The following is a 22,720-nucleotide window of genomic DNA, read 5'->3' as shown; positions in this document are numbered from 1 at the left end:
CTTAACCTCCTTCCAGCGGTGATAGATGTCATTCTTACCTGCGAAAAACGCCTTTTTTGCCTTGCACTTCATAGATCAAGTACCTCCTTAACGACCTGCTGTTTTTCTTTTCCAATGCTCTTTCTGCGGTCCTCTCCGCTGATTCGCACCGGCGTACACATTTCCAGAATCCTGCTGTAAATCCGGGCGTATGCCACATCCTGCGGATTGCGGATTTCTGCAATTTTCAGATTGGTTGTGATAATGACCGGAAGCCCGGACTTATACCGCTCATCAATGACAGCGTAGACCTGCTCCAGCGCATATTCGGTGCTGCGCTCAATTCCCAGATCATCCAGAATCAGCAAAGAATAGTTGGAAAACGAAGCGATATACCGGTATCGTTCTTCCGAATACATGGCACCCATCTGGTTCAGGATTTTGGAGAAGTTCGTCATCAAAACCGGAATGCCCTGATCCAGCAGCGCATTTGCTATACATGCCGCCACAAAGGACTTTCCGGTTCCGACATCTCCCCATAACAAAAGGCCAAGGTTTTCAGCCTTGACCTTTTTCCACTGCTCCACATAACGTTTTGCCATCTGGATGTCCTTGTTGTCTTCTGCAACGCCAAAATTCCATTCCAGAAGATGCTTTTCCTGAATCCCAGTTGCTTTCAGCTGCCTGATTTTACGCTGCCGCTCCACCAGTTCATCCTGGCGTTTCTTTTCCGCCATCGCTTCCTGCTGGCATCTGCAAAGGCAGGGAACAATCTTGTCTCTGCCCCAGAGCTTTACCCTGCACTGCACCGGCGTATGGCAGTTTCTACAATACAACAGTCCGTCATCACCCTGGTATTCCAGCTCTCCGGGTTCTTTCGGCGTAAAGAGCGAATCCAACGCCGCATTCAAAACTTCAGGCACCATGTCGCTCATAGGCTGTCTCCTTCCTCAAATGTGTAGTCTGCCGGGTTATACTTCGGCTTTTCTCTCTTTGCCCAGCTCCGGATTGTGGCAAGGTGATTTTTGTAGCTCCTGCCGGTGGAAGCCATATACTCAGAGAGCCGTTCCACCCGCATCTGATAATCTCCTGGGAACTCCTGCCGGAGCTTGCCGTATTCCGTGTCAGAGAGAAGGACATTTTCGTATGAGCCATACCGGTGCTGGATTTCCTTCTTCTCTCTTTTATTGATTGTTTCAGTACTTGTTCTATTAGTACTTAATTGCGCGGGATTTTCCGTAACCGGTGTGTCCGTATCCGGATTTACCGTATACGGCTTTTCCGTACACGGTGATTCCGAACACGGCTTTTTCCTTGGCATCTCATAGATCACATACTCCGCTCTGCCCATCCGACCGTTACTCTCACGCTGCTGGTTCCTTTCCAGATATCCAAGACGTTCCAGTTCTTTCAGAGCTGTAAGCACCCCATCTACGCCATCCGGTGTAATCGAAGATAATCCCCGTACCGAATAGTTCCATGTGTCCGGTAAACTAAGCAGCATAGAGAGAAGTCCTTTTCCTTTCAGGCTGAGACCCTGATCCCGCAGGTGGTAATTGCACATCGTTGTGTAATTGCTGTTTTTCTCAACCCTGAATACCGGCATGGTGCTCACCATCCTTTTTCGCAGGCTCCGTTTTTTTCTTCGGACATTTGCGCGAACGATCTTCGCTGTCCTCCCGTCGATGGTATTTGCCGGTATCCTGCATCATGCGTTCAAACGCCTGAAGGCGTCCCTCTGTAAAAAGCGTCATTCGATCACACCCCATTTCTTAAACAACTTGAAGAGATGATTCTTTCCCTTGCAGGTCACTCTCGTCTGCTGCACCAGTTTTCCGCTTCTGCCGTAGCAATCCCGGACAATAAAATAGCCCCTTGCAGATTTGTCTGCAAAAGGCAACAGCCAGCCGCTTGGACTGCGGTACAGATAGCGGTGATCCAGTAAGAGAGCTACTGCCGTCTTCTCTGGGATTCCGATTTCCTTACAGAAATTCCGGATACAGGTGCAATCTTCCGAATTTACAAAGGTGTCGAAGTAGTCTGCCTTGGGCTGTGCCGCATCCAGCTGTTTGCGGATACCCTCAAGCTGCTCTCTCTCGGCTACAAGCTCCTGTGCCAGTGTGTAGATGACCTCCGGATGCTGAATCACCTGATCCAAAATGGAATCGCTCATATACACACCATGCTTGCGAATGGAAGGAAGGACTTCATCAAACACCCAGTGTTCAAATCGTTCTGCCGATGGCAGCTTGCTGTGAACGATCAGCCGGTAAACATCGCCTTCTGTGATAAAGGAGATTTCAACGACCTGCTCTCCAGCATCTCCATACTGATTCACCTTCTGAACGACCCCCTCGCGTTTCGTTAGGGGGCCTCTGCAATGGCGTTTCACTGCGGCGTAGGGATTCACATACCCCAACGCTTTCGCCACATCGCTTGCACAGAAGAAGGTCTTGCCCGCCTCTTGCAACACGCGGATCGAACCAAACTCCTGGTTCTCAAACACCTCCATCATCTGCCTTGACTGTCCGCCATGACTGCCCACATCGGTGTCATGGGTCTTCTGATTGAAATCCGTCATACCTGTTACCTCCTGCTCAAATTTGTCTCGCCGGATTTCGGGCGAAAAAAATAGAGCCTCGACCCATTCTCGTTTTCAAAGAATGAGCCAAGGCTCTATGTAAATCAGTCAAGTATGTGTTCGTCCGTCGATGGCAAAATTGGACTTCATTTGCTCCTATTGTCCACCAGTAATTTAACCCATAAGAGGTCAAAATGGGCTTGTCCACCAGTAATTTGACCACTATAAACCCATAAATTTCCGTTCAAATTCCATCAAAACCGAACAGTCCAGACAGAATTTTGGGTATAGAAAAAGCCCGGAAAATGGCGTATTTCCGGGCTTTTTTAGCATTATTAAGCTGTAGATTATCGCTTGCTGAACTGCGGAGCGCGACGAGCGGCTTTGAGGCCGTATTTCTTACGTTCCTTAGCACGAGGGTCACGAGTAACAAATCCAGCTGCTTTCAATGCAGGACGATAATCAGCACTTGCTTCCATTAAAGCACGAGTGATACCATGACGCATAGCGCCAGCCTGACCTGTGTATCCTCCACCCTGAACGTTGATCTTGATATCAAACTGTTCTAAAGTTTCTGTTAATTCTAATGGTGAACGAACAACCATACGCAAAGTTTCTAATGGTAAATATTCTTCCAATGTTTTTCCATTGACAACAATATTACCTTTACCCGGAGTCATAAAGACACGAGCAACAGAAGTTTTACGGCGTCCTGTACCATTGTAAGTTACTGTATTTTTCTTAGCTGCCATTTCTTATTCCTCCTATCCTTTGATTTTCAACTCAACTGGCTGCTGAGCTGTGTGTGGGTGTTCTGCTCCAGTATAAACGAACAGATGTCTACGCATTCTGTCACCTAACTTCGTATGAGGCAACATACCATAAACAGATCTTTCAACCCATTCAACAGTATAGTTTTCCTTCATGTTACGTGCAGTACGTGTACGCAATCCTCCAGCGTAACCAGAGTGGTTGTAGTATTTCTTAGTGTCCAGTTTGTTTCCTGTCATTTCGATCTTATCCGCATTGATAATGATAACGAAATCTCCGCAGTCAACGTTTGGTGTGTAAGTAGGTTTATGTTTTCCTCTTAACACAGATGCTACTTCTGTAGATAAACGACCTAAAGTCAATCCTGTTCCGTCAACAACGTACCATGTACGTTTAACGTCTGCAGGTTTAGTAAATGTTGTTTGGCGCATATTTTTACTTCCTTTCCTATGTAGTTTCCGGGGCTACAAAGGCATAAGTGCCTATTTAATAGTTTATTATCAATCCCTCAAGAAGTCAATAAAAATCTTTTGAAATTCATAAAAAATAAACACTTTATCCTTTAAACTTTCCAAATTCTATCGTATCAGTTATATTTAACCCTAAATCCCGCAATCTTTTTATACCTTCAACACGATATGTATCCGTTTTTAAAGCCGATGGTTCATGAGCATCTACACCAATAATGGCTGTATTGCCAATCTCGGCAGCGATTCGCCAGAAATCCTTATGCGGATACTGCTCCGTCTTCATAATTGCATTATACTCAGCACCTGCCAAATTATACTCCAATGGGATTCCTAATTCCTTAGCCGCTATACATAAACGATACGATTCTTCTACCGCTTTATGATCAAACACCCGTTTTCCTCGCATGAATAAATCTGGATGTGCTAAATAAGCATACAGGCCTGTTTTCATACCGGCTATTGCCTCATCCACATAAAGTTTTAAATAGGTGTCATCCTCACAAGCAGTTCCAAAATAAATACGTTTTTCATCCGTCTTATAATAATGATTTCCAAATATAATATAATCCATATCATAATTCACTAGCAGTGTCTTCAACCATCCCATATATTCAGGGAAATATTCACATTCCAGACCAATGCGAATTGCTATCTGATTCTTATATTTCACTTGCAGTTTTTTAATGCTGTTATAATAATCATCAAACTGACTTGCACGCATTCGCATATGTGCCACATAGTCACTCTTATATTGCCAAGGTGAATGATCAGAAAAACCAATTTCTTCATATCCACCTTCGATAGCTGCAAGCACATAATCTTCATCACTGCCGGAAGCATGCATACAACGTTTCGTATGCATATGATAGTTTGTTTTACGCATATAACCTCCTCCTTTCATCTTTATAAATTTCCATGGTAACTATACCATATTCAAGTAAAAAATGGTATGCGAAAAGCCTTCTTTTCCTAACAATAATCTGCTATTTCTTTCCATGATTTTTTATGGTACGCATCAGCTTCTCTGTTTTCTTTCACCTCTTTTAATAATGATACCTTTATTATCATCCATACTAGTTTACTTATACGCCATAGATGCTCTCAAAAAATAAAAAGAACAAAATGGGGGATATCCTTATAACACTGGCATAGTCCCTAATTCTGTTCCTCATCATCTGCATAATCCACACGAACAAGGTATAATCCCTGTGGGACTGCCTTGTAACGACAGGCATGCTTATCTTTCGCTTCTAACATCTTTTTTATATCAGCTTTTGTAATGCGATGTTTACCAGCTTCTATTAATGTTTGGGATAACATGCGTACCATGTAACGAAGGAAACCGTTTCCTTCGAAAATCATATGTACATGATCCTTTTCCTGTAACACCTCTAAACGAGTAATGGTTTTTACACGCGGTTTTCGCGGATCAATCTTATTACTGGTAAAGCTGGTAAAATCGTGAGTTCCTATCAATACAGTAGCGCATTCCTGCATATAAGCTACATCAAGCTTATGTGCATCCTTTGCCATATAATTTTCCTTAAAAGGATTTAAAATATCATTACTAATCAAATAATCATATCGTTTTCCAATGGCATCAAAACGGGCATGAAACGCTTCAGTAACCTGTTTTACGGACTGTATCCGGATATCTTTAGGTAATAGAGAATTCAATGCTTTTATCCAATGCTTCTCTTGTATCTTCATCTCACTGTCAAAATGAAACACTTGAGCTATAGCATGTACACCGGCATCCGTTCGTCCGCTAGCCACGATTGCAACATCATGCTTGTGCATTTTCGCTAATGCTTGTTCAATAACTTCTTGTATAGAAGTAGTATTCAACTGTTTCTGCCAGCCGCCATAGGAACTGCCATCATAGCTGACAACTGCTTTATAGCGTGCCATAGAATTCCCCTTTCCTTACTCTTTTTCTATCTGAACCTCTCGTAATAACCTTTATACCATTACCGCTTAAATATTATCTTAAACGCCTTTATCTTTACAATATGGATAAATGCACTATTACCAATCTTTAGCTTATGTGCTTAACCTTAAGCACTCTCTTTGACATTTCCTTAAAAGAAGCCAAGATCTGTCATACTTAATACAATCATTCCCACCAGAATTAACACACTTAACAACAATAAAGCTACATCCTTCCCATGCATCTTTAACTGTTTATAACGGGTACGTGGGCGACTAGGAATATATCCTCTGGCCTCCATTGCATATGCCAATTCTTCTGCTCTTTGAAAAGCAGAAACAAATAGAGGTACGATCAACGATAAAATGGCTTTCACCTTTTCCATCAGTTTCCCATTTTCCATATCCACACCACGTGATGCCTGTGCTTTCATGATACGCTGAGTTTCTTCAATCAGCGTTGGGATAAAACGCAATGCAATAGAAATCATCATCGCAATATCATGGGCAGGAACTCCAATCACTTTGAATGGTTTTAATAAATCCTCAATGCCTAAGGTTAGTTCTAAAGGCTTGGTGGTTGCTGTTAAAATCGTTGTGATCATGATCATCAATGCCAATCGTATCACGATGTACAGCGTCTGTGTCAAAGCATCTGTATAAATGTTCCAGCTGCCAATGGTAATGAGCACATCCCCACTGCGTACAACAAGCAGATTAATGATAAGTAGAAAGCTTAACATAAAAAGCATTGGTTTCATGGCTCTCCATAAGAAACTAAGCTTTAATTTCGCTAACAACGCAGTTAGTACTACCGCTATGCCGATAATGATATAACCGGTATAACCGGCCGGTATAAAGATTGCTACCATCATTAAGAGCATTGCCCCAATTTTTGCTCTGGGGTCCATGTTATGTATGATAGACGTTAATGGAAGGTATCTACCCAAAGCAATATTATTCATGGGATTTCACCTCTTTCGCTACTGCCTGTGCCAATTCATCTAAATCAAGAATGGAAGAAGCAATATGAAAACCTTGCGCAATCAGTTCTTCTCGTAAGCGTATGATGGCTGGCGGATTGATGCGCAGTTCTTTTAATAATGCAACCGAACGGAAGAATTCCTTTACATCGCATTGCTTTTCAATCTGACCATCCTTAACCACGATGACCTCATCACAGTAATGCAATACATGCTCCATATCGTGGGTAACGATTAAAACCGTCTTATGAAATTCACGATTCATGCGTAAAAACAGTTCCATCATATCTTTTGCTCCTTGCGGATCAAGTCCGGCTGTTGGCTCATCCAACACCAACACACCGGGGTCCATAGCCAAGATACCGGCAATCGCAATACGGCGTTTTTGGCCACCGGATAAATCAAAAGGAGACCGCTCTAAATAGCTTTCATCTAAGCCGACGACGTTGATGACCTTTTTTACAACTTCCAATGCCTCCTCTTCGCTTGCTCCAAAGTTCTTAGGACCGAAAGCAATATCCTTGGCAATCGTTTCTTCAAATAGCTGATATTCCGGAAACTGGAAGACCAGGCCTACCTGTTTACGCAACGCCTTTAAATTTTTTGGTTTTTCCTTAGCGACAATGTTCTTACCTAATACCTCTAATTCTCCTTCACTAGGCAACAACAATGCATTCAGATGCTGTACAAGGGTTGTTTTACCACTGCCTGTTTCACCAATCACAGCAGTAACCTTACCTTCGGGAATATTTAAATTGATATTTTTTAAAGCGGCATAGGAAAAAGGAGAACCTTCATTATAGGTGTGTGCTACATTTTTGAACGTAATTGACATACTTCCTCAACCGCCCTTTCTAGTGTGGTACATGGCGCAATTTCGATATGCGCCTTCTTTAATGCATTTGTGAACTTCAAGGCAAATGGAATATCCAGTTGTAATGCTATCAACTGTTCTTCCTTCAATAAGATGTCATCCGGTAATCCTTGCATGACAACATGTCCGCCATCCATAACAATAACATGATCTGACTTTGCTACCTCTTCGATATCATGCGTAATCGAAATGATCGTAATACTGCTTTCTTTATGTATTTCCTGGATCAGCTCATTAATTTCTGCTTTCCCTTGTGGATCTAGCATGCTTGTAGATTCATCGAAGATGATGATTTCCGGTGTCATTGCTAAAACGCCGGCGATAGCCACACGCTGTTTCTGCCCACCGGAAAGCTTTGTCGGCTCACTTTGCATATACTTGCTCATGCCGACTTTTTGCGCATAGCGATCGATAATCTCCTGCATATATTCGCTGGCTACCTGATGATTCTCCAAACCAAACGCGATATCATCGGCAACCGTAGCGCCGATAAACTGATTGTCCGGATTCTGAAAGACGATACCAACCTTATCGCGTATATCGTATAGCGTATCCATAGTCAGCTCTTCACCATCCACATAGATATGTCCCTGATCTTTATCCAGCAAACCAATCAATAACTTTGCTATCGTACTTTTGCCACTGCCATTATGTCCGATAATTGTTGTATAGCTGCCTTCTTCAATCGCAAAGGACACTGCCTCAACGGCATTGCGCTCCTTGTCATAAGAGAAGGTTAGATCTTCTACTCGTATCTTTTCCATATCATCACCTCAAAGTTTAGCCCATTTATTATACAACGAAAGCAGAATGAACACAATAAATTACGCCTGTATTTGTAGATGTGTCAAGACATATGACGTGATAGCGTTCTCATATGGAAACATAAATTTGAATCCAGCAATTCCATTATGCAGATGGAACGCTTTTTCACACGTATCCTCATCTTCTTCATGCTGATGGCACTAGGCTTCGCAAGCACTTTGAGCTAGTTCATAGCAGTCATCAAAGAAAAAAAGTGAAGAATTTTCGCCTTCACTTTCCATATCCTTTACTCCTGTTTTATTGGAAATTGCAGTTCCGTAAGCCATTGTGCACTCGTATCTTTATTCCAAACACCATCGATATACACCTCACGAGGCTCTCCTGCGGCCATATAGCCATGCTCTTCCATGTAAGCAATCAATGCTTGATAGGCATAAGGCAACGTTTCATAACTACCTTTATGAAGGACACAAACCGCTTGCTCCACCTCCGATAATTCGACAAAATGCAAATCTTGCATATCATCCTGCATCGCAGTAACCGCCTGAAATATTTCTGCATCAACCTTATTTGCTTTATATCCTCCATCATGGTAACAAGTAAAGCAATAATCTGGTTCTGCACATATACAACCGGCTTTTTCCATTGCCTCTCCCATTTTTGGCATATAGGTAAATAAATCTTGATAACTATCTAATTGTACACGCATGGATGCACATTTCACCTTAGGCAAGGATTTTATAATGGGATGATAAGCAGATACCGTATCCTCTTTGGCCAGATAACCTTCAATGGCAGCTATTTTCTGTGTCAAATCACTCACAGACTGCAGTAACTTACTTTTCTTCATCAATAACATTCCTGTTTCGTTAGCACCACTTAATATTTGTTGAATTTCATCCAAACGAAAACCAATTTGACGTAAAACGAGAATACGATGTAAGATTGGCAATTGACTAGAACTGTAATAGCGATATCCGTTATGCTCATCCACATATGCAGGCTTCAATAAGCCAATCTCATCATAATGACGCAATGCTTTAATCGTAATCTTATTCATTTGCGCAAACATTCCAATACGGTAATAGTAAGGTACCTCTTTTTCTGCACAATATTTATATCCACTTGAAAACGTTGATTTTACGCTGTTTTTCGCTATCTATCTTCTGATTTACTCCATTTTTACTCCAATTTTAAGCCAATATTTTCAGTTCGGCTACTTCTTCTTTTTTCTTTTCTTCTGAAACGTGCGTGTATAAATCGGTTGTCATTGCCAGCGTGGAATGACCTAAGAGTTTCTGTACTACCTGTTGGTCTACTCCATTTTCATAACACCTTGTAGCGTATGTATGTCGCAGAGTGTGACAGGTAAACACTTCAAATATCTTCGGCTCTCTCTTTTCTTCCTTTGCCAGTTCAATCTCTATCACATTGATTTTCGCTACATAGTCTTTGATTGCACTATTGACGTTGTAATAATAAACTGGCGAACCATCAGAACAGGTAAATACCAAGTTTTGAAATTCTTTATGCTGTTTCCATATCGAGCGTTTCCACATCTTCTGTTCTGTCTGCTTTATCTTCTGATTTTGTAAAATCTCATACACTTCATCTGTCATAGGAATTACACGATTACTGGATATGGTTTTTGCAGTCGTATAGAAAAACTTTGAACCCTCAACAGGACTGGAAGCCTTTGAATAATGGATTGTCTTATTGATTATAATTTCTCTTTTTTCAAAGTCACAATCTTCCCATTTTAGTCCCAGCACTTCTCCAATCCGACAACCTGTTGTCACAGCAAATTTCAAAACATTGATGTGTATGTAGGAAGAAGCAAATGTAAAGAATTTTTCCTGTTCCTCTCTTGTTAATACACGTCTTTCTTTTTTCACTTCTTTTGGCATTTCCACACCGATACAAGGATTTTTTCTAATGTATTCACTCAATACCGCTTTATCAAACATATCACTCAACATAAATCTGATGTTCGACACCGTTCCATGTGCAAGACCGCTGTCTATCAAGTCATTTAAAAACTTCTGAACGTGATATGTTTTAATATCCTGCAAATACATCTTTCCGATAGAGTTCTTCACTCTTGAATTGTAGTAACTGTGGTTTTTATATATCGTAGTCATTTTAACTGTTTTCTTCTTATACAACTCCGTCCACGTTACATACCATGCGTTTAAAGTGATACTTTCGCCATTGCCATTCAAACCATGTTCATCTTCATAAACCGCTTCTCGCAACTTCCGTTTTAATTCATTCAGTTTAAAATCATAAAGCGTTTTTCGTTTCCCTGTTTTGCTTGTAAATCTTGCAATATAGCGTCCGTCTGCTCTCTGTGAAATTCCCTTACCGAGTTCTTTGCCCTTTAAATCTTTACCCATACCAACTTTCCTTTCTTCTACTGAAAGAAATATGGTAAAGTAAATATTTCAATTTTCATTATATCCACACCCCATTTTCTTTTCAAGCCCTTTTGCATTGATATTCCAGCCATTCATCAAGTAATTTCTTATTTGCATACAACCGATTACCAATGCGTACTGTAAATCTATTTTTCGGATTGTTCAACAGTTCTCTTGCCTTTGTTTTCCCAATCCCCATATACTCACAAAATTCATTTATATTTAGTAATGCTTTTTCGATACGATCACCCCCTTTCGTCTAATTTTCTTGCTTTTATATAATCATCATACAACTGCTTCTGTGTAATATTCATTTCTCCATTTTCTATGAGATTGCCAATATAATCTCTCTGCTCTATCTTCCCAACCTCTGCAAACAGTTTCAAAGACGGGGCAACATACTTTTCCAACCACTCCCACACCTTTTGTAAACTTTTCTTCTGTGGTTGCATGGTAAGTTTCACCTTGCCTATATCTTTCATCAGTTCCGCCCATGCTTGATAGGTTGGATAAAGTCTTTTTCGTGTTGTCATGCTGCCTGTCGGCTTTTCTAAAAATCGTATTTTACTGTTCAATACTTCCATTGCCAGTCCTGCCACATCTCTATATCTCAATAATTCCTGTACTACACTTACCGCCATTTCCTGCCGAAATCTCAACTCATATCTATTCCAATTTTCGTCTAATTCTGTTCCATACTTTTTATTCTGTTCATATCCCTTTTCATAAAATACCAATCTCAAATTACTGGCTGAACTGCCGAGATAAAGACTGCCACCTTTACTCTGAAACACTTCTTCTTTCAGTTCTCCCGAGTCGTGAAAATCTATCTCCCTTAGTTTTGTGGAAAGCAATCCCTCTTTTGTCCGTACAATCAAATCGGGAATACTCAAATACGGTTTTCTGTCGTCTATCGCCAAATCAATCCGAGGAACATTGATATGATACTGGCAAACTCTGTTCAAGAAATCAAACCATGTTTCCTCATTGAGTTGTAAAAAATTCTCATAGTTGCGACAGCCTTTCCCACTCATCAAAATCTGAAAGCCTTGATACTGTGCATTTCCTGTCGGCTTTAGCACCTTGATATTATCGAAGATTGCCACAACCTCATGTCCTGCAATCCCCTTTTCATAGCCCGTTACAGTCATAAGTTCCATAGGTATTTTCAACACATCTTCTATGACTGCTTCTAACGGAACTTCCTTAATGGTTATCTGACACCAATCTATCAAGGCACTTAATTCTTCTTTCTGCCGTATTACTCCCCTGTTAGTGTAGGGGAGTTCTGGAAGAAAACTTCCGCTTCTTTCTTCCAAATTTATCAAACCTCCTTACCTGCAATGGCGTTGCCATTGCCCTGCCCCCCAACCTGCCGTTTGGTACGTCAGAACGAGGGCAGGAACTTTGACCGCCTACATATTTTTATTTGGAACAGGGCGGATACCCTTACAGGTAATCTTCTCCACTAATACAGGAAAGTTTCCTCTCTGCACATAAGGAGCATATACTGGTTCTTCCAGTTCCACCACAGCATAAGGCTCAATCTTCGGAAGTTCCGTTGCTTCCAAGCGAATATCCACGCTGTTCCCAAGTTTCATGCTTCCAAGATGAAGTTTTAAGGCTTCCACTTCCTCTGTTTTCTTCTTACTGTCTTTATCATAGCGGTAACAGTTATCCGCACCCATAAAACGAAGTTCTCCAAACGCTTCTTTTACCTGTTCTTTTGTCAATGTAATCTGCATACACGTTCCTTTCTCCCCGTTGAACCGATAGGTCAGCTTCTCATATTTTCATTTTCATATTTACGACGTCGTTTTTAGTTCAGTTATTTCTGAACTTAATTGTATATTAGCACAGACATATTCGTTTTGCAATATAAAGTTTAGTTTTTTATAAACTTTTTGTTTTCTTTTTTCTGAACTTGTGGTATAGTGTCCTTAGACGATAAGATATGAAAAGTTATAACAGGATATGGAAAGAGAGGGTTTTCAGATGAATACAATCGCAGAACGGATTAAATTTGCCATGAAAGCAAAAAATAAAAAACAGGTAGATATAGTCAAAGATACAGGTATCAGCAAAGGGGCGTTCAGTTCCTATCTTTCGGGACAGTACAATCCGAAAGCCGATAAAATGGAACTGATTGCTGACTCCTTAGATGTAGACTTGCGGTGGCTTTACGGACAAAATGTGCCTATGGAACATACAAGCCAAAATGACAATGCCCTGCAATATGTCTTTTATAACAACTCCTGCTCCGAATATCTTCTCGATAATTTAGACGATATCTATATTGCCATGATGACGCAATATGCCGCCCTTATTCCACGCTTTTATGTCCTTGTCAATCGTGCTGGAAATGCAATGCACATACTGCCATTATTTTTGAAAGAGGATAGTTCCCAATTCTATGAATGTCCGTCTGATTTCTTCTATTCTGACAGGCATACCATTTTTACAAGAGATTTTGAAAGTATTCACATGGTATTAACAACAGCCACGATTTACTATTATGGAATTGATACAAAGACCTGTGAACCAAAAGTTACCAAACTTGCCTACTCACAAACTGACGATTGCTTTTATATCGACAACGGAATACAGGACGGTCACATAAAAGCATTTGAAAAAGAAGTGGTAAAAGAAGCACTTTATTTAAAGAATAACGCCCAATAACAGACAAGAGGACTTGCAAGGTTTCTGACCTTTCAAGTCCTCTGCTGTATCATGGTGCAGTTGGCTGCGTCCGTTCCGTCAAGGACTGCCCTACGGCGTATCGGCTACGCCTTGTTCCTTGACCTCACTAGGTTTTCTCTTTTTCTTGACACAACAAAAGCCTGCACGATTTTTCTTCAATCCGACAGACTCTCATTCTTTCACATACTCTATCAATTCTTCTATTCCACAATCCAAGTAACTGCACAGTTTACAGATTAGTTGTGCGTCTAATCTCTGAAATTCATTTCTGCAATAACGATTAAAATTAGACCTCGGTATATCCAATTCTTTACAAATGGTATTCTTACTAATTCCTTTTTCTTTCAGCAGTTCCTCTATGTGAAGTTCTAAATGTCCGTACTTCATTACCTCACCTCTACATAAAAGTATATTCAATAAATCTTTATGTAGTAATTCACTATACAGTGAGGTACTATATAGTTATCCTTATAAATATATAGAAACAGAGGTATGTCAAAATGAAAAAGAAATTATTATTTATCACTATTATTCTAGTCTTGCTTGCAAGTGTTCTCTATTATATCAGTTTACCCGATTATCTTGTATTTAACAGTATGTCATTCAGCAATGGGGCTAATCGTGATACCGAACTACAAGTTATCGTATATCAATACTGGAATACTGATGAAGTGGTAGCAGAAATTGAAGCAGAACATAACCAAATCAACGGAACTCCCACCACCCTTACAATCAATCTACACCGTTCTAAATGGTCTTTTCACAATGGATATGAACCATTTTATACCACTACTATCAATTATGATTGAAAAGGAAAAGCAGACAGTCGATTAAAAAACTGTCTGCTACAGTCGAGTAGACTAAGACCTCTCAATCTTAGCCCCTCACAGATCCGTACGTGCGGCTTTCCCGCATACGGCTCCTCATAGTAACATTCGCTTCAATATAAACAATAGTACGTTTTAGGTTTTGCTAACGGGTAATACTTGAGCATTTCCACAAATCCATTCCATGTGTATGCCCGTCTACAACCTCTCCGATTCATGGCTTTGAATAGAAACTGTTGTACTCTATGCAGGAATGTTGTTATCTTCCGAAAATTCCATGTAACACCATAATACCGATAGTGTCCAATTAGTTTTACATTCAACTCTTTAATTATTTCTCGCATTGGTCGATTTCGATTATCGTAAATCCAGTTCTTGTATGCTCTAACCTTTTGCTCAAACTTCTTTCTTGAAGTCTGTACCTTTGGCACGAAACCTCCCTTTCGAGTTTTGCTACAGTAGAAGGTAAATCCCAGAAAATCAAATGTTTCAGGCTTACATTCTCCTCTTGCTCTACGATTCTGCTCTGCAAATCTCCCAAATTCAATCAGTCTGCTTTTACTACTTTCCAGCTCCAGTCCAAACTTTTCCATTCGTTCCTTTAATTCTTTATAGTATCTTTCAGCTTCTGACTTATATTGAAATCCTGCAACAAAATCATCCGCAAAGTTGACGAGAAAACACTCTCCCTGCATTTCCCTTTGCACCACCAGCTTAAACCACAGCGTCAGCACATGATGCATGTATATATTTGCAAGCATCGGACTCATTACTGAGCCTTGTGCCGAACCTTCCTCTGTTGGCTCGAATTTTCCTTGCTCCATTATTCCTGCTTTAAGGTATTTACGTATTAGCCACAATAAGTTCCTATCCTGTATATTCCATTCAAGGAACTTCATCATCCAATCATGGTCGATATGGTCAAAGAAACCTTTGATATCGGCATCTACGATATAGCTGATTTTTCCATAGCTTATCCGTTGGTATACTTCTTTTATTGCTTCGTGACACCCCCTATTCGGTCTGAATCCATACATGCAGTTTAGGAATCTCGGTTCATAAATAGCTCCCAGTATTTTCTTCACTGCCATTTGTACAATCTTATCTTCATAGGAAGCAATCCCTAATGGTCGTTTCTTTCCATTTCCTTTAGGTATATATACCCTCAGTGACGGAAGTGGCTTAAAGGATTTGTTTTTCAACCTCTGTACCAGTTCCTTGATATTTCTATCAAGGTTCTTCCCATACTCATCCTTAGTTACCTTGTCAATTCCGACTGCTTTGTTCCCATCTAATTCCTTATGGCATTGCTTTAGCATATCTTCATTTATCAAATGGTACACTGATGTAAATATAGGATGTTTTGATGTTGCCGATATCTCAGCTATTCTTACTAATTTCGTTTCCATTATTTCCTCCGTCCCTGGGTACGGATAATGTGTCCTCAGTAAGACCTTTACTATGCAATCCCCTTCCCTCCATCGGCATTGCCCGATTTCTACAGTACTATGGGATTGTCCGACCACCTACCATTCATTTGAAATCCTCCGTTTTCAGTTGCAACTTCATACTCTTCTTCGAGAAATGGCAGGTTCTCCCCAGTTGATGTGTATTCACAATGTAAAACATGATTGGTTCTCTGACTCCGCAGTGCCACATAACACTCGCCATATCGCATTACATGATATTGTCTTCCGCACCAGTTAAGACGTCGACCGACTGAAGTTAACGTTTCGAAGCTCAATCACTATTCAACCCTGCTTTCTTGCTGTCTACGCTTGTCAGATGCCGTTACCGGCATCATCCCAAGACTCGCTATTATCTGGTTGGCTAAACCTTGGATAAACCGGAATCCCACCGGCTTGACTACACACCCTTAGCTGGGCGCACAACTGGAATTTATTTAGTTCTTGTTATGCTGTTTTGCTATGCTTTTTTGAGTATTATTAACATCTGCTTTCAGTCGTTCTACATTATCGTATGCCAATCCAAATTTAAAAATCTTTTTCCCTTTTTTATCATAGAATACAGTTAATTTATCATAACTGTAGGTGGGTACAATATTTCCATAATCTAATCCTGTTCTATATGTTTCACTTTTTGTTTTTGATGTTTTAATATCAGACATACGATATTCCTTATTTTTAAAACCAATATGATAAATCACTTTTCCTTTATAAACTTCAACTCGTTTTGTAGCTGAGACAATACCTATAATTCCAAAAATAAAAAGAGGTAGGGGTATAATTACAAGGAATATTGTTAAAAATGTGTAATAAACAAATTCTTGCATAAAAATACAGCTAAAAACAGTTGTGGTTATGAAAATGATACTTATAAGAATCATTAAGCAGCCCACAATCAGATTTAATATTTTTCGACCTTTTTTCATAGCGATACAGTATCTATATGCACTTAAATTTTCCATATGGTTTCCTCCATAACTTCTAAATTTTTCTTTGCGTATAACTTCTTTTCAAACTGAAACCTGCTTGGCTTTATCATAAGGCTGAGTAGATCATAAAAACGCCAAATAAAAATACTAACAAAGCAACAATCTCTATACGAAAATCAAAGCATTTGAAAACCTCATTTCCATATTTTTCATTCTTAAATACGGAAATTTCTTTTCCAATATTTCTCTTTCCCAATGACAAAAAGATACAACCATGTGCAGTATGATATTTTTTGTTTTTAATCTTCACTATATAAGCATGCTTTTTGACATTAACACCACCTACTACATAACCTGCATTTTGTTCTACAATGTCGATTATTTTCCCTTTGCATTTTTCGCCAGTAAAAACAACCCTATATTTTATGTATAGAATTAATAGTGATGTGAATATAAAAATACTCCCTAAAAGCCACATTGAGTACACTCCTATAATTAAATCTTGTTCGTGTTAAATTCCAATTTGTTTATTTCTCATAATATCATACTTTGCAATTATTTACACCATTATAATCAAAAAAAATAACGCAGACAATATCTCTACCATCTGCGTCATTCCTTTCATGTCTTCTTGAAATATTTACTCCATTTTCTTTCAACTTTTACTCCAAATTTACTCCATTTTAAAAATCTGTTACGATATTTTGCGATATTCTACGATACCTTTTCATTGAAGAAAAATGTCTGTAAACCTTGATTTTCAGCGAACTTTTCAATATTTCCAAGCACTTTATTCTGTTGTGAGAATTTCTTCTCAATTATTTCTGTACAATGGTAATTCTGTTCCATCTGCATCCTCCTTTTGTTAATCCCAGCGGAATAATCGAATTGCTATTTGATAGCCGAGTATGCCAATTAGTAATAGTATGCCAACCGCCAGTAGTGTTTGTTCATTCCATATCCCCATAGAAACATCCTTTAATACATGAATTCCTTGCGTTAGGGGCAATACATCCGCAATGTGTTGCAACGGTGAAGGAAACAATTCATATGGAATGGTTGCTCCGGATAAAAATAACATAGGGAAATAGACAACACTGCAAATGATATTCGTAACCTTTAGCGAAGGTGATAGACCAGCAATGATCATTCCTATGCCATACATCGAAAATAACACGAAAACGTAAGCTCCTAGAAATAAGAAGGGATTTCCTTCCATATGATAATCAAAAAATAGTATGGCGCATAAGCTTATCATACAGGCTGATACGATTGCCGTCAATGCGGCGATAAGTGTTTCCACTAATAATAACACGCGCGGACTTACCGGTGTCACAAAAAAATGTTTTAAGATTTTTTTATCACGATAATCGCTGAACGTCATAGGAAGACCCATGAATGCTGTCGCACAGATACCAATGGTGATTAGAGAAGAAAATGCACTTTGCATAAAGGTATAGCCACTATTTCCTGCTTGTTGATCTTTCGCGATAAAACCAATCAAAAATAAGATTCCTACCGGCATGATCACACCAAAAATGATACCATCCGGACAGCGAAGAGCTAATTTCCCTTCTATTTTAAACAATGTCAAAAAGCGCTTCATAACTTAGTCACCTCCATATAGTGTAAATAAGCTTCTTCTAAACTGGCAAAACCTTTTGCAATATCTGCTACAGTTCCTTCCATAATAGCATTTCCCTGTTTCAATAATAAAATGCGATCACACAAATACGCTGCTTCTTCCATATAGTGTGTCGTTAACAAAATGGTCGTACCTTTTTCTTTCCATAACAAAAGACGATCCCAAACCGCTCTTCTTGCGGCTGCATCTAACCCTGTCGTAGCTTCATCTAAAAAAAGCATTTCCGGTTTTGGTAGCAATGCCAATAGGATAGATAACTTTTGGCGTTCTCCTTGTGATAAATGCGCTACAAAATGATGTGCAAACGGCGATAATTCAAACTGTTCCAATAGTTCATGGTAATCTGCAGGATCTTGATACAGTGATGCCATTTCTTCGCATAATTCCCTTACCCGAATATTGTTTTGATAACTTGATGCCTGCAGTTGTACTCCAATCCTTTCAAAGATTGTTTTATCTATGCTAGCACCATCTTTCTTTAAGAGCCTGATTTTTCCTTCATCAGGGTTTTGTAAACCAAGAAGCATTTCGATCGTTGTCGTTTTCCCCGCACCATTGTGTCCTAGAATACCGAAGATTTCACCTTTCTTCACCTCAAAAGACAATTGATTCACCGCAATTTGTGTTTGAAATCGCTTTGTCAGATGTTCCACTTGTATACATAATTCCATCATTCATACCTCCTTGTAAATCAAGGATATATCCTCCTGTTACAGGAGAGTCAAGCACTTTAATAAAACTATGAGAACCTTTATCGTACAATGAATAAAAAGATCTTTTGTTGATAAAATATTTACCTGTTTGCTGATCATCAAGAATAATCCATTTAATAAAAAAACTTAATCTTTCGCATCATGATTAAGCATAAGCGTCATCATATGGATAAATCGAGTAGGGTGAAATAAATCACCCTCTCACACCACCGTACGTACGGTTCCGTATACGGCGGTTCGTTTTAATTTCAAAGCGTGTCTCTCTATATAGTAATCTAAACAACTGACTAGTCCTTTTTGGGCTAGTTTTTCTTTTGATATTGCTCTTACCACACATGTTTTGGTTACGACCCATTGATAATGGTCTCCCATATACGATGTCTGTCTTGCTCTATCTTTTCTAATCCCAAGTTTTTGTAATCCCCACTGTCGCTTGCTGGGTACTTTCCACTGTTTCCATATAATTACTCGCAGTCTTGTACGAAGATGTTCATCTATCCTTGTCATATGTGTTTTCATATTACATATGGAATAATAGTTTATCCATCCTCGTATTACTTGGTTCAGTTGTCTTATCCTTTCATTTAAAGCCATTGTGTTCTTTCTGATTGTTAGCTGTTTCAGTTTCCTCTTAAATCGTTGTATGGAACTTGCGTGTGGTCTTGCACAATATTTCTTATCTTTTGTATCATAATAAAATCCAAAGCCTAGATATTTTAATTTGTTAGGTCTTGTGATATGCGTCTTTGTCGCATTCACTTTCAGTCCCAATTTGTGTTCAATCCACTTTGTGATTGTATGCATCACTCTGTTCGCACTGGCTCTACTTTTTACCGCTATCACGCAGTCGTCTGCGTATCTGGTAAAGTGTAATCCTCTGCTTTCTAATTCTTTGTCTAATTCATTTAGGATAATATTACTTAATAATGGCGATAGGTTTCCACCCTGTGGTGTTCCCTTTTCACTCTTTTCATATTTTCCGTTTATCATGATACCTGCTTTAAGATATTTTCGTATGAGCGACTCTGTATCTCCATCATTTATGATGATGTGTACATAACTCATCAATTTATCCTGTGGCACGTTGTCAAAGAATTTCTCTAAGTCAATGTCTACTATCCATTCATATCCATCATTGATATATTCCAATAATTTATTTATGGCCTGCTCACAACTCCGATTTGGTCTGAATCCATAACTATAATCCGAAAAGAACGTTTCACATATTGGGCTTAATACTTGTACCATTGCCTGCTGGATGATTCTATCCATTACCGTTGGTATCCCCAGATTTCTAGTTCCTCCATTCGGTTTTGGTATTTCAACTCGCTTTACTGGCTGTGGTTTGTACTTCCTTTCTGTGATTTCTGCTCTGATACTTTCCCAGTTTTCTTTTATATAAACATAGGCGTCCTCAATCGTTATTTCATCAATTCCGCTTGTTCCTTTATTCGCTTTTACACGTTTATAGGCTTTGTTCATATTTTCTCTGTTCAGTATCTTTTCTAATAGTTCTGACATACTTTGTGCACTCCTTTCCTTTCCGCTTTCTTACAAATCATCATACGTGTTTTGGATATTTGCTCATTTACGTTTTCACTCATATCCTTGTCTGATTATTGTAAGAAACATACATTTTGCTCGTGCGATTAAAACGTTCGGTCCTTCAGTATCTCTACCTAATATGACCTCTGCTGACTTCTCATTGTTCGTTGTTACTACTCCTCGACTGCCCGTCGTTCTACGTCTCGCCTACTGAGTCAATGAGACCTCGCGGGGTAAGTCACATATCTTTCCTCGTTTACTTATCTGATTTACGCCATTAGGTTACGGTTATCTTTTGGACTTTGATGCTTCATGCCATCTCATCCGCTAATGCCGCCTTATTATCAGCCGTCTGAATTTAATGTTCAGACTTCCTGTCCGTTAAGCCACGATTTCGCTATTGCTTCCTCTCTCCCATACCTCACGATATGAAACTTGCAAGTCGCTCTTGGGTTCGTCGATAACTACGCCCCGAGGGATTTTCACCCTAGATATGTGGCATGCCCGCCACACATGAAAAAAGACATCTATGTGTCTTTTATGTGCCTTTTTAATACTGTATATAGAATAAAACAATTGCTTATCTATGAAACTTCCTGTATATATTATCAAATGATAGGTTACTTATCTATTAAGCTTCTACATAGTTCAATCAACTTCATTTATGATCTACTTTTCTTTCTTTGAATGCTTCCGCATCTTTTTTCCGATATAAACGACGAGAAATTACAAAACCTTTATGGCTCTTAAATTGCTTGTTTAGAAAATCATAATACGCTCCCGGTGAGATGATACCACTTAAATCAAATAAATTTAAACCAATGACACTTAATATATTCGCCATAAAGAAGACACAATTACTGGAAACAACAAAAAATGTTTTCAGCTTTCCTTCTTTAATTTTATAAAACTTTGCACCTGGGGATGTTCGTGTTACCCGGCTGATATAATCATCACAAGGACCCTGATAAGGCAATCCCTTGCGTTTTAAATCTTCATCACTGTAAAAATCTTCAAAGGTCCCAAAAACCTCTAACAAACGATCATTTAGACGTTTTTTCTGCTCTTCGTCTAAAGCAATGCCAAAGCTGATCAGCGTCTTATTTTCATTTTTTAAACAATTATAAATATATGGATTACGATCAGCCATTAAAACAACGCCATCCCCCATCGTGCCAAAGAGATGACGGTTATGGGGATCATAACAACCATACGATATCACAAAGCCACGATAGATTAAATCCGCATGTCCTAACATAGCAGGTCCACTAGGTGCCAGATGAATAAGCACTTCCATATCTACAGGAATATCTTCCTTTATCTCATCAAATTGTTCTTTGATCTGATCCTCTTTGTCTTTATTCAACAAAGTCCTCATAAGATGAGGCGGAATGATGACCGACATGAATGGCGGTACTGCTAATCGTAGCTTTTGATCCAGCTTTTCACCACTTCCCTGTGGAATAATCTCGCGCACCATATCCAACAAGGTATTTCCCCCATAAATTAAAAAATACAGACCGGTAACCACATTGATAATGTCGTTATGATGAAAAGGATTACCAATCAAATAAAAGCTCATGCATAAATCACCTAACAAAAACAGAATGCGAAAGAAGGATATGGTTAAATGATCTTTGATACGAATGTATAAAACAATGATCTTAACAATGGCATGCAATAAGATCCAACTGCCCACAATACGTGGCAGAATGGAATAAAATGCCCGTGGCAGTGCTAATGAGAAAATGATAGCAATACACCAAATGATAATATCTAAAAGCTGAGAGAAGCGTTTTTCAATACGGCGAAAGTTGATTAGCAAGTTGATTAATTTCAAGATGGCTACTGCGGATATACCAATAACTAAGGTTGTATACAGCCAATTCCATACGGTCAAAGATTCGACAACAAAAGAGCATCCAAGCACGCAGAAAAAGACGCCTGTTAATGCCATTGTTACATAATTGAACTGCTTTTTCAACATGCCTTTTACCTCCCTATATTTTTTAATTATAACAAGAACTATTGTTTTCGTAAACTGCCTTTCTTTCTGTATATGAATCTACCTTTTTTTATATATGAAAATGACTATTGTATCAGCACTTTGTTTACCGTATAAAAGC

General features: G+C 39.2%; 27 protein-coding genes. 2 read left to right on the top strand and 25 right to left on the bottom strand.

Features of this window, described 5'->3' with window-relative positions; genetic code table 11:
• Positions 1 to 68: 68 nt before the first annotated feature.
• The 16 genes from KJS44_RS01845 to KJS44_RS01770 form a co-directional block, all read right to left on the bottom strand.
• Complete coding sequence (locus tag KJS44_RS01845; RefSeq protein WP_213540157.1) at positions 69 to 914, bottom strand: ATP-binding protein; 846 nt, start codon at positions 912 to 914, stop codon at positions 69 to 71.
• A complete protein-coding gene (locus tag KJS44_RS01840; protein WP_097772875.1) occupies positions 911 to 1,585 on the bottom strand; it encodes a helix-turn-helix domain-containing protein in 675 nt (224 codons plus the stop codon). The genes KJS44_RS01845 and KJS44_RS01840 overlap by 4 nt, the downstream gene beginning before the upstream one ends.
• Positions 1,566 to 1,748, bottom strand: coding sequence for a hypothetical protein (locus KJS44_RS01835; RefSeq protein ID WP_147417124.1), 183 nt, complete (start codon positions 1,746 to 1,748; stop codon positions 1,566 to 1,568). The genes KJS44_RS01840 and KJS44_RS01835 overlap by 20 nt, the downstream gene beginning before the upstream one ends.
• Positions 1,730 to 2,560, bottom strand: a complete 831-nt coding sequence (locus KJS44_RS01830) for a phage antirepressor KilAC domain-containing protein (RefSeq protein WP_213540156.1) — start codon at positions 2,558 to 2,560, stop codon at positions 1,730 to 1,732. The genes KJS44_RS01835 and KJS44_RS01830 overlap by 19 nt, the downstream gene beginning before the upstream one ends.
• A gap of 347 nt (positions 2,561 to 2,907) precedes the next feature.
• Entirely contained in the window at positions 2,908 to 3,312 is a 405-nt protein-coding gene (gene rpsI, locus KJS44_RS01825; RefSeq protein ID WP_008690048.1) for a 30S ribosomal protein S9, read from the bottom strand.
• Positions 3,313 to 3,324: 12 nt separating this feature from the next.
• Positions 3,325 to 3,762 (bottom strand): 50S ribosomal protein L13, encoded by a 438-nt coding sequence (gene rplM / locus KJS44_RS01820; RefSeq protein WP_008690049.1) that lies wholly within the window; start codon positions 3,760 to 3,762, stop codon positions 3,325 to 3,327.
• Between the two features lie 124 nt (positions 3,763 to 3,886).
• Positions 3,887 to 4,684: a histidinol-phosphatase gene (locus tag KJS44_RS01815; RefSeq protein WP_008690050.1), complete on the bottom strand. Its 798-nt coding sequence runs from the start codon at positions 4,682 to 4,684 to the stop codon at positions 3,887 to 3,889.
• A gap of 272 nt (positions 4,685 to 4,956) precedes the next feature.
• Positions 4,957 to 5,712: a tRNA pseudouridine(38-40) synthase TruA gene (truA, locus tag KJS44_RS01810; RefSeq protein ID WP_008690051.1), complete on the bottom strand. Its 756-nt coding sequence runs from the start codon at positions 5,710 to 5,712 to the stop codon at positions 4,957 to 4,959.
• Between the two features lie 170 nt (positions 5,713 to 5,882).
• The gene (locus KJS44_RS01805; RefSeq protein ID WP_008690052.1) at positions 5,883 to 6,695 is read right to left on the bottom strand and encodes an energy-coupling factor transporter transmembrane component T family protein; all 813 of its coding nucleotides are present in this window, start codon (positions 6,693 to 6,695) and stop codon (positions 5,883 to 5,885) included.
• Positions 6,688 to 7,548 carry an energy-coupling factor transporter ATPase gene (locus KJS44_RS01800; protein WP_008690053.1) on the bottom strand — a complete coding sequence of 287 codons (861 nt, stop codon included), beginning with the start codon at positions 7,546 to 7,548 and terminating at the stop codon, positions 6,688 to 6,690. Before KJS44_RS01800 ends, KJS44_RS01805 begins: the two co-directional genes overlap by 8 nt.
• Positions 7,524 to 8,351 (bottom strand): energy-coupling factor transporter ATPase, encoded by an 828-nt coding sequence (locus KJS44_RS01795; RefSeq protein ID WP_008690055.1) that lies wholly within the window; start codon positions 8,349 to 8,351, stop codon positions 7,524 to 7,526. The genes KJS44_RS01800 and KJS44_RS01795 overlap by 25 nt, the downstream gene beginning before the upstream one ends.
• A 287-nt stretch (positions 8,352 to 8,638) precedes the next feature.
• A complete protein-coding gene (locus KJS44_RS01790) occupies positions 8,639 to 9,412 on the bottom strand; it encodes a MerR family transcriptional regulator (RefSeq protein WP_244976549.1) in 774 nt (257 codons plus the stop codon).
• Between the two features lie 133 nt (positions 9,413 to 9,545).
• Positions 9,546 to 10,748, bottom strand: coding sequence for a tyrosine-type recombinase/integrase (locus tag KJS44_RS01785; protein WP_173749539.1), 1,203 nt, complete (start codon positions 10,746 to 10,748; stop codon positions 9,546 to 9,548).
• An 82-nt stretch (positions 10,749 to 10,830) separates the two neighbouring features.
• Entirely contained in the window at positions 10,831 to 10,968 is a 138-nt protein-coding gene (locus KJS44_RS01780; protein WP_004614001.1) for a hypothetical protein, read from the bottom strand.
• Between the two features lie 46 nt (positions 10,969 to 11,014).
• Positions 11,015 to 12,088 carry a replication initiation factor domain-containing protein gene (locus tag KJS44_RS01775; RefSeq protein WP_213540154.1) on the bottom strand — a complete coding sequence of 358 codons (1,074 nt, stop codon included), beginning with the start codon at positions 12,086 to 12,088 and terminating at the stop codon, positions 11,015 to 11,017.
• A gap of 96 nt (positions 12,089 to 12,184) precedes the next feature.
• Positions 12,185 to 12,514, bottom strand: a complete 330-nt coding sequence (locus KJS44_RS01770; RefSeq protein ID WP_004613680.1) for a hypothetical protein — start codon at positions 12,512 to 12,514, stop codon at positions 12,185 to 12,187.
• A gap of 250 nt (positions 12,515 to 12,764) precedes the next feature.
• Between KJS44_RS01770 and KJS44_RS01765 the strand changes: the two genes are divergently transcribed.
• Positions 12,765 to 13,448, top strand: coding sequence for a helix-turn-helix domain-containing protein (locus KJS44_RS01765; RefSeq protein WP_173823009.1), 684 nt, complete (start codon positions 12,765 to 12,767; stop codon positions 13,446 to 13,448).
• 192 nt (positions 13,449 to 13,640) lie between these two features.
• Here the strand turns inward: KJS44_RS01765 and KJS44_RS01760 are convergent, their stop codons facing one another.
• The gene (locus KJS44_RS01760) at positions 13,641 to 13,856 is read right to left on the bottom strand and encodes a helix-turn-helix domain-containing protein (protein WP_004611575.1); all 216 of its coding nucleotides are present in this window, start codon (positions 13,854 to 13,856) and stop codon (positions 13,641 to 13,643) included.
• A gap of 113 nt (positions 13,857 to 13,969) precedes the next feature.
• Here KJS44_RS01760 and KJS44_RS01755 point away from each other — a divergent pair, with 113 nt between their 5' ends.
• Positions 13,970 to 14,278, top strand: coding sequence for a hypothetical protein (locus KJS44_RS01755; RefSeq protein ID WP_173823011.1), 309 nt, complete (start codon positions 13,970 to 13,972; stop codon positions 14,276 to 14,278).
• Between the two features lie 131 nt (positions 14,279 to 14,409).
• On the opposite strand, the gene ltrA (KJS44_RS01750) is transcribed toward KJS44_RS01755, so the two are convergent.
• From ltrA (KJS44_RS01750) to KJS44_RS01720, 8 genes are all read right to left on the bottom strand, one after another.
• Positions 14,410 to 15,705, bottom strand: coding sequence for a group II intron reverse transcriptase/maturase (gene ltrA / locus KJS44_RS01750; protein ID WP_069424453.1), 1,296 nt, complete (start codon positions 15,703 to 15,705; stop codon positions 14,410 to 14,412).
• Between the two features lie 494 nt (positions 15,706 to 16,199).
• The gene (locus KJS44_RS01745) at positions 16,200 to 16,724 is read right to left on the bottom strand and encodes a hypothetical protein (protein WP_077726093.1); all 525 of its coding nucleotides are present in this window, start codon (positions 16,722 to 16,724) and stop codon (positions 16,200 to 16,202) included.
• 73 nt (positions 16,725 to 16,797) lie between these two features.
• Positions 16,798 to 17,169: a hypothetical protein gene (locus KJS44_RS01740; RefSeq protein WP_003436578.1), complete on the bottom strand. Its 372-nt coding sequence runs from the start codon at positions 17,167 to 17,169 to the stop codon at positions 16,798 to 16,800.
• A 236-nt stretch (positions 17,170 to 17,405) separates the two neighbouring features.
• Positions 17,406 to 17,540 (bottom strand): hypothetical protein, encoded by a 135-nt coding sequence (locus KJS44_RS14625; RefSeq protein WP_276512698.1) that lies wholly within the window; start codon positions 17,538 to 17,540, stop codon positions 17,406 to 17,408.
• Positions 17,541 to 17,556: 16 nt separating this feature from the next.
• Positions 17,557 to 18,297 (bottom strand): ABC transporter permease, encoded by a 741-nt coding sequence (locus tag KJS44_RS01735; RefSeq protein ID WP_008690058.1) that lies wholly within the window; start codon positions 18,295 to 18,297, stop codon positions 17,557 to 17,559.
• A complete protein-coding gene (locus KJS44_RS01730) occupies positions 18,294 to 19,007 on the bottom strand; it encodes an ABC transporter ATP-binding protein (protein WP_008690059.1) in 714 nt (237 codons plus the stop codon). Before KJS44_RS01730 ends, KJS44_RS01735 begins: the two co-directional genes overlap by 4 nt.
• Positions 19,008 to 19,250: 243 nt before the next feature.
• Positions 19,251 to 20,570: a group II intron reverse transcriptase/maturase gene (ltrA, locus tag KJS44_RS01725; RefSeq protein ID WP_017144543.1), complete on the bottom strand. Its 1,320-nt coding sequence runs from the start codon at positions 20,568 to 20,570 to the stop codon at positions 19,251 to 19,253.
• Between the two features lie 682 nt (positions 20,571 to 21,252).
• Entirely contained in the window at positions 21,253 to 22,581 is a 1,329-nt protein-coding gene (locus KJS44_RS01720; protein ID WP_008690060.1) for a hypothetical protein, read from the bottom strand.
• Between the last annotated feature and the right edge of the window lie 139 nt (positions 22,582 to 22,720).

Origin of the sequence: Longicatena caecimuris (assembly GCF_018406465.1) — a bacterium.
Taxonomy (GTDB): Bacteria; Bacillota_I; Bacilli_A; order Erysipelotrichales; family Erysipelotrichaceae; genus Longicatena; species Longicatena caecimuris.
The sequence above is the reverse complement of the archived record's forward strand: the minus strand, read 5'-3'. Positions and strand labels throughout refer to the sequence as shown.

Excerpts from the sequence above, each read along its gene's own strand:
- KJS44_RS01740 (WP_003436578.1), bottom strand. The coding sequence starts at position 17,169 with ATGTGGCTTTTAGGGAGTATTTTTATATTCACATCACTATTAATTCTA.
- KJS44_RS01735 (WP_008690058.1), bottom strand. The coding sequence starts at position 18,297 with ATGAAGCGCTTTTTGACATTGTTTAAAATAGAAGGGAAATTAGCTCTT.
- KJS44_RS01730 (WP_008690059.1), bottom strand. The coding sequence starts at position 19,007 with ATGGAATTATGTATACAAGTGGAACATCTGACAAAGCGATTTCAAACA.
- KJS44_RS01840 (WP_097772875.1), bottom strand. The coding sequence starts at position 1,585 with ATGCCGGTATTCAGGGTTGAGAAAAACAGCAATTACACAACGATGTGC.
- KJS44_RS01755 (WP_173823011.1), top strand. The coding sequence starts at position 13,970 with ATGAAAAAGAAATTATTATTTATCACTATTATTCTAGTCTTGCTTGCA.
- truA (WP_008690051.1), bottom strand. The coding sequence starts at position 5,712 with ATGGCACGCTATAAAGCAGTTGTCAGCTATGATGGCAGTTCCTATGGC.
- KJS44_RS01845 (WP_213540157.1), bottom strand. The coding sequence starts at position 914 with ATGAGCGACATGGTGCCTGAAGTTTTGAATGCGGCGTTGGATTCGCTC.
- KJS44_RS01805 (WP_008690052.1), bottom strand. The coding sequence starts at position 6,695 with ATGAATAATATTGCTTTGGGTAGATACCTTCCATTAACGTCTATCATA.
- KJS44_RS01780 (WP_004614001.1), bottom strand. The coding sequence starts at position 10,968 with ATGGGGATTGGGAAAACAAAGGCAAGAGAACTGTTGAACAATCCGAAA.
- KJS44_RS01785 (WP_173749539.1), bottom strand. The coding sequence starts at position 10,748 with ATGGGTAAAGATTTAAAGGGCAAAGAACTCGGTAAGGGAATTTCACAG.
- KJS44_RS14625 (WP_276512698.1), bottom strand. The coding sequence starts at position 17,540 with ATGGAACAGAATTACCATTGTACAGAAATAATTGAGAAGAAATTCTCA.
- KJS44_RS01745 (WP_077726093.1), bottom strand. The coding sequence starts at position 16,724 with ATGGAAAATTTAAGTGCATATAGATACTGTATCGCTATGAAAAAAGGT.
- KJS44_RS01770 (WP_004613680.1), bottom strand. The coding sequence starts at position 12,514 with ATGCAGATTACATTGACAAAAGAACAGGTAAAAGAAGCGTTTGGAGAA.
- KJS44_RS01800 (WP_008690053.1), bottom strand. The coding sequence starts at position 7,548 with ATGTCAATTACGTTCAAAAATGTAGCACACACCTATAATGAAGGTTCT.
- ltrA (WP_017144543.1), bottom strand. The coding sequence starts at position 20,570 with ATGTCAGAACTATTAGAAAAGATACTGAACAGAGAAAATATGAACAAA.
- KJS44_RS01795 (WP_008690055.1), bottom strand. The coding sequence starts at position 8,351 with ATGGAAAAGATACGAGTAGAAGATCTAACCTTCTCTTATGACAAGGAG.
- KJS44_RS01815 (WP_008690050.1), bottom strand. The coding sequence starts at position 4,684 with ATGCGTAAAACAAACTATCATATGCATACGAAACGTTGTATGCATGCT.
- KJS44_RS01765 (WP_173823009.1), top strand. The coding sequence starts at position 12,765 with ATGAATACAATCGCAGAACGGATTAAATTTGCCATGAAAGCAAAAAAT.
- KJS44_RS01835 (WP_147417124.1), bottom strand. The coding sequence starts at position 1,748 with ATGGGGTGTGATCGAATGACGCTTTTTACAGAGGGACGCCTTCAGGCG.
- KJS44_RS01830 (WP_213540156.1), bottom strand. The coding sequence starts at position 2,560 with ATGACGGATTTCAATCAGAAGACCCATGACACCGATGTGGGCAGTCAT.
- ltrA (WP_069424453.1), bottom strand. The coding sequence starts at position 15,705 with ATGGAAACGAAATTAGTAAGAATAGCTGAGATATCGGCAACATCAAAA.
- rpsI (WP_008690048.1), bottom strand. The coding sequence starts at position 3,312 with ATGGCAGCTAAGAAAAATACAGTAACTTACAATGGTACAGGACGCCGT.
- KJS44_RS01720 (WP_008690060.1), bottom strand. The coding sequence starts at position 22,581 with ATGTTGAAAAAGCAGTTCAATTATGTAACAATGGCATTAACAGGCGTC.
- KJS44_RS01790 (WP_244976549.1), bottom strand. The coding sequence starts at position 9,412 with ATGAATAAGATTACGATTAAAGCATTGCGTCATTATGATGAGATTGGC.
- KJS44_RS01760 (WP_004611575.1), bottom strand. The coding sequence starts at position 13,856 with ATGAAGTACGGACATTTAGAACTTCACATAGAGGAACTGCTGAAAGAA.
- rplM (WP_008690049.1), bottom strand. The coding sequence starts at position 3,762 with ATGCGCCAAACAACATTTACTAAACCTGCAGACGTTAAACGTACATGG.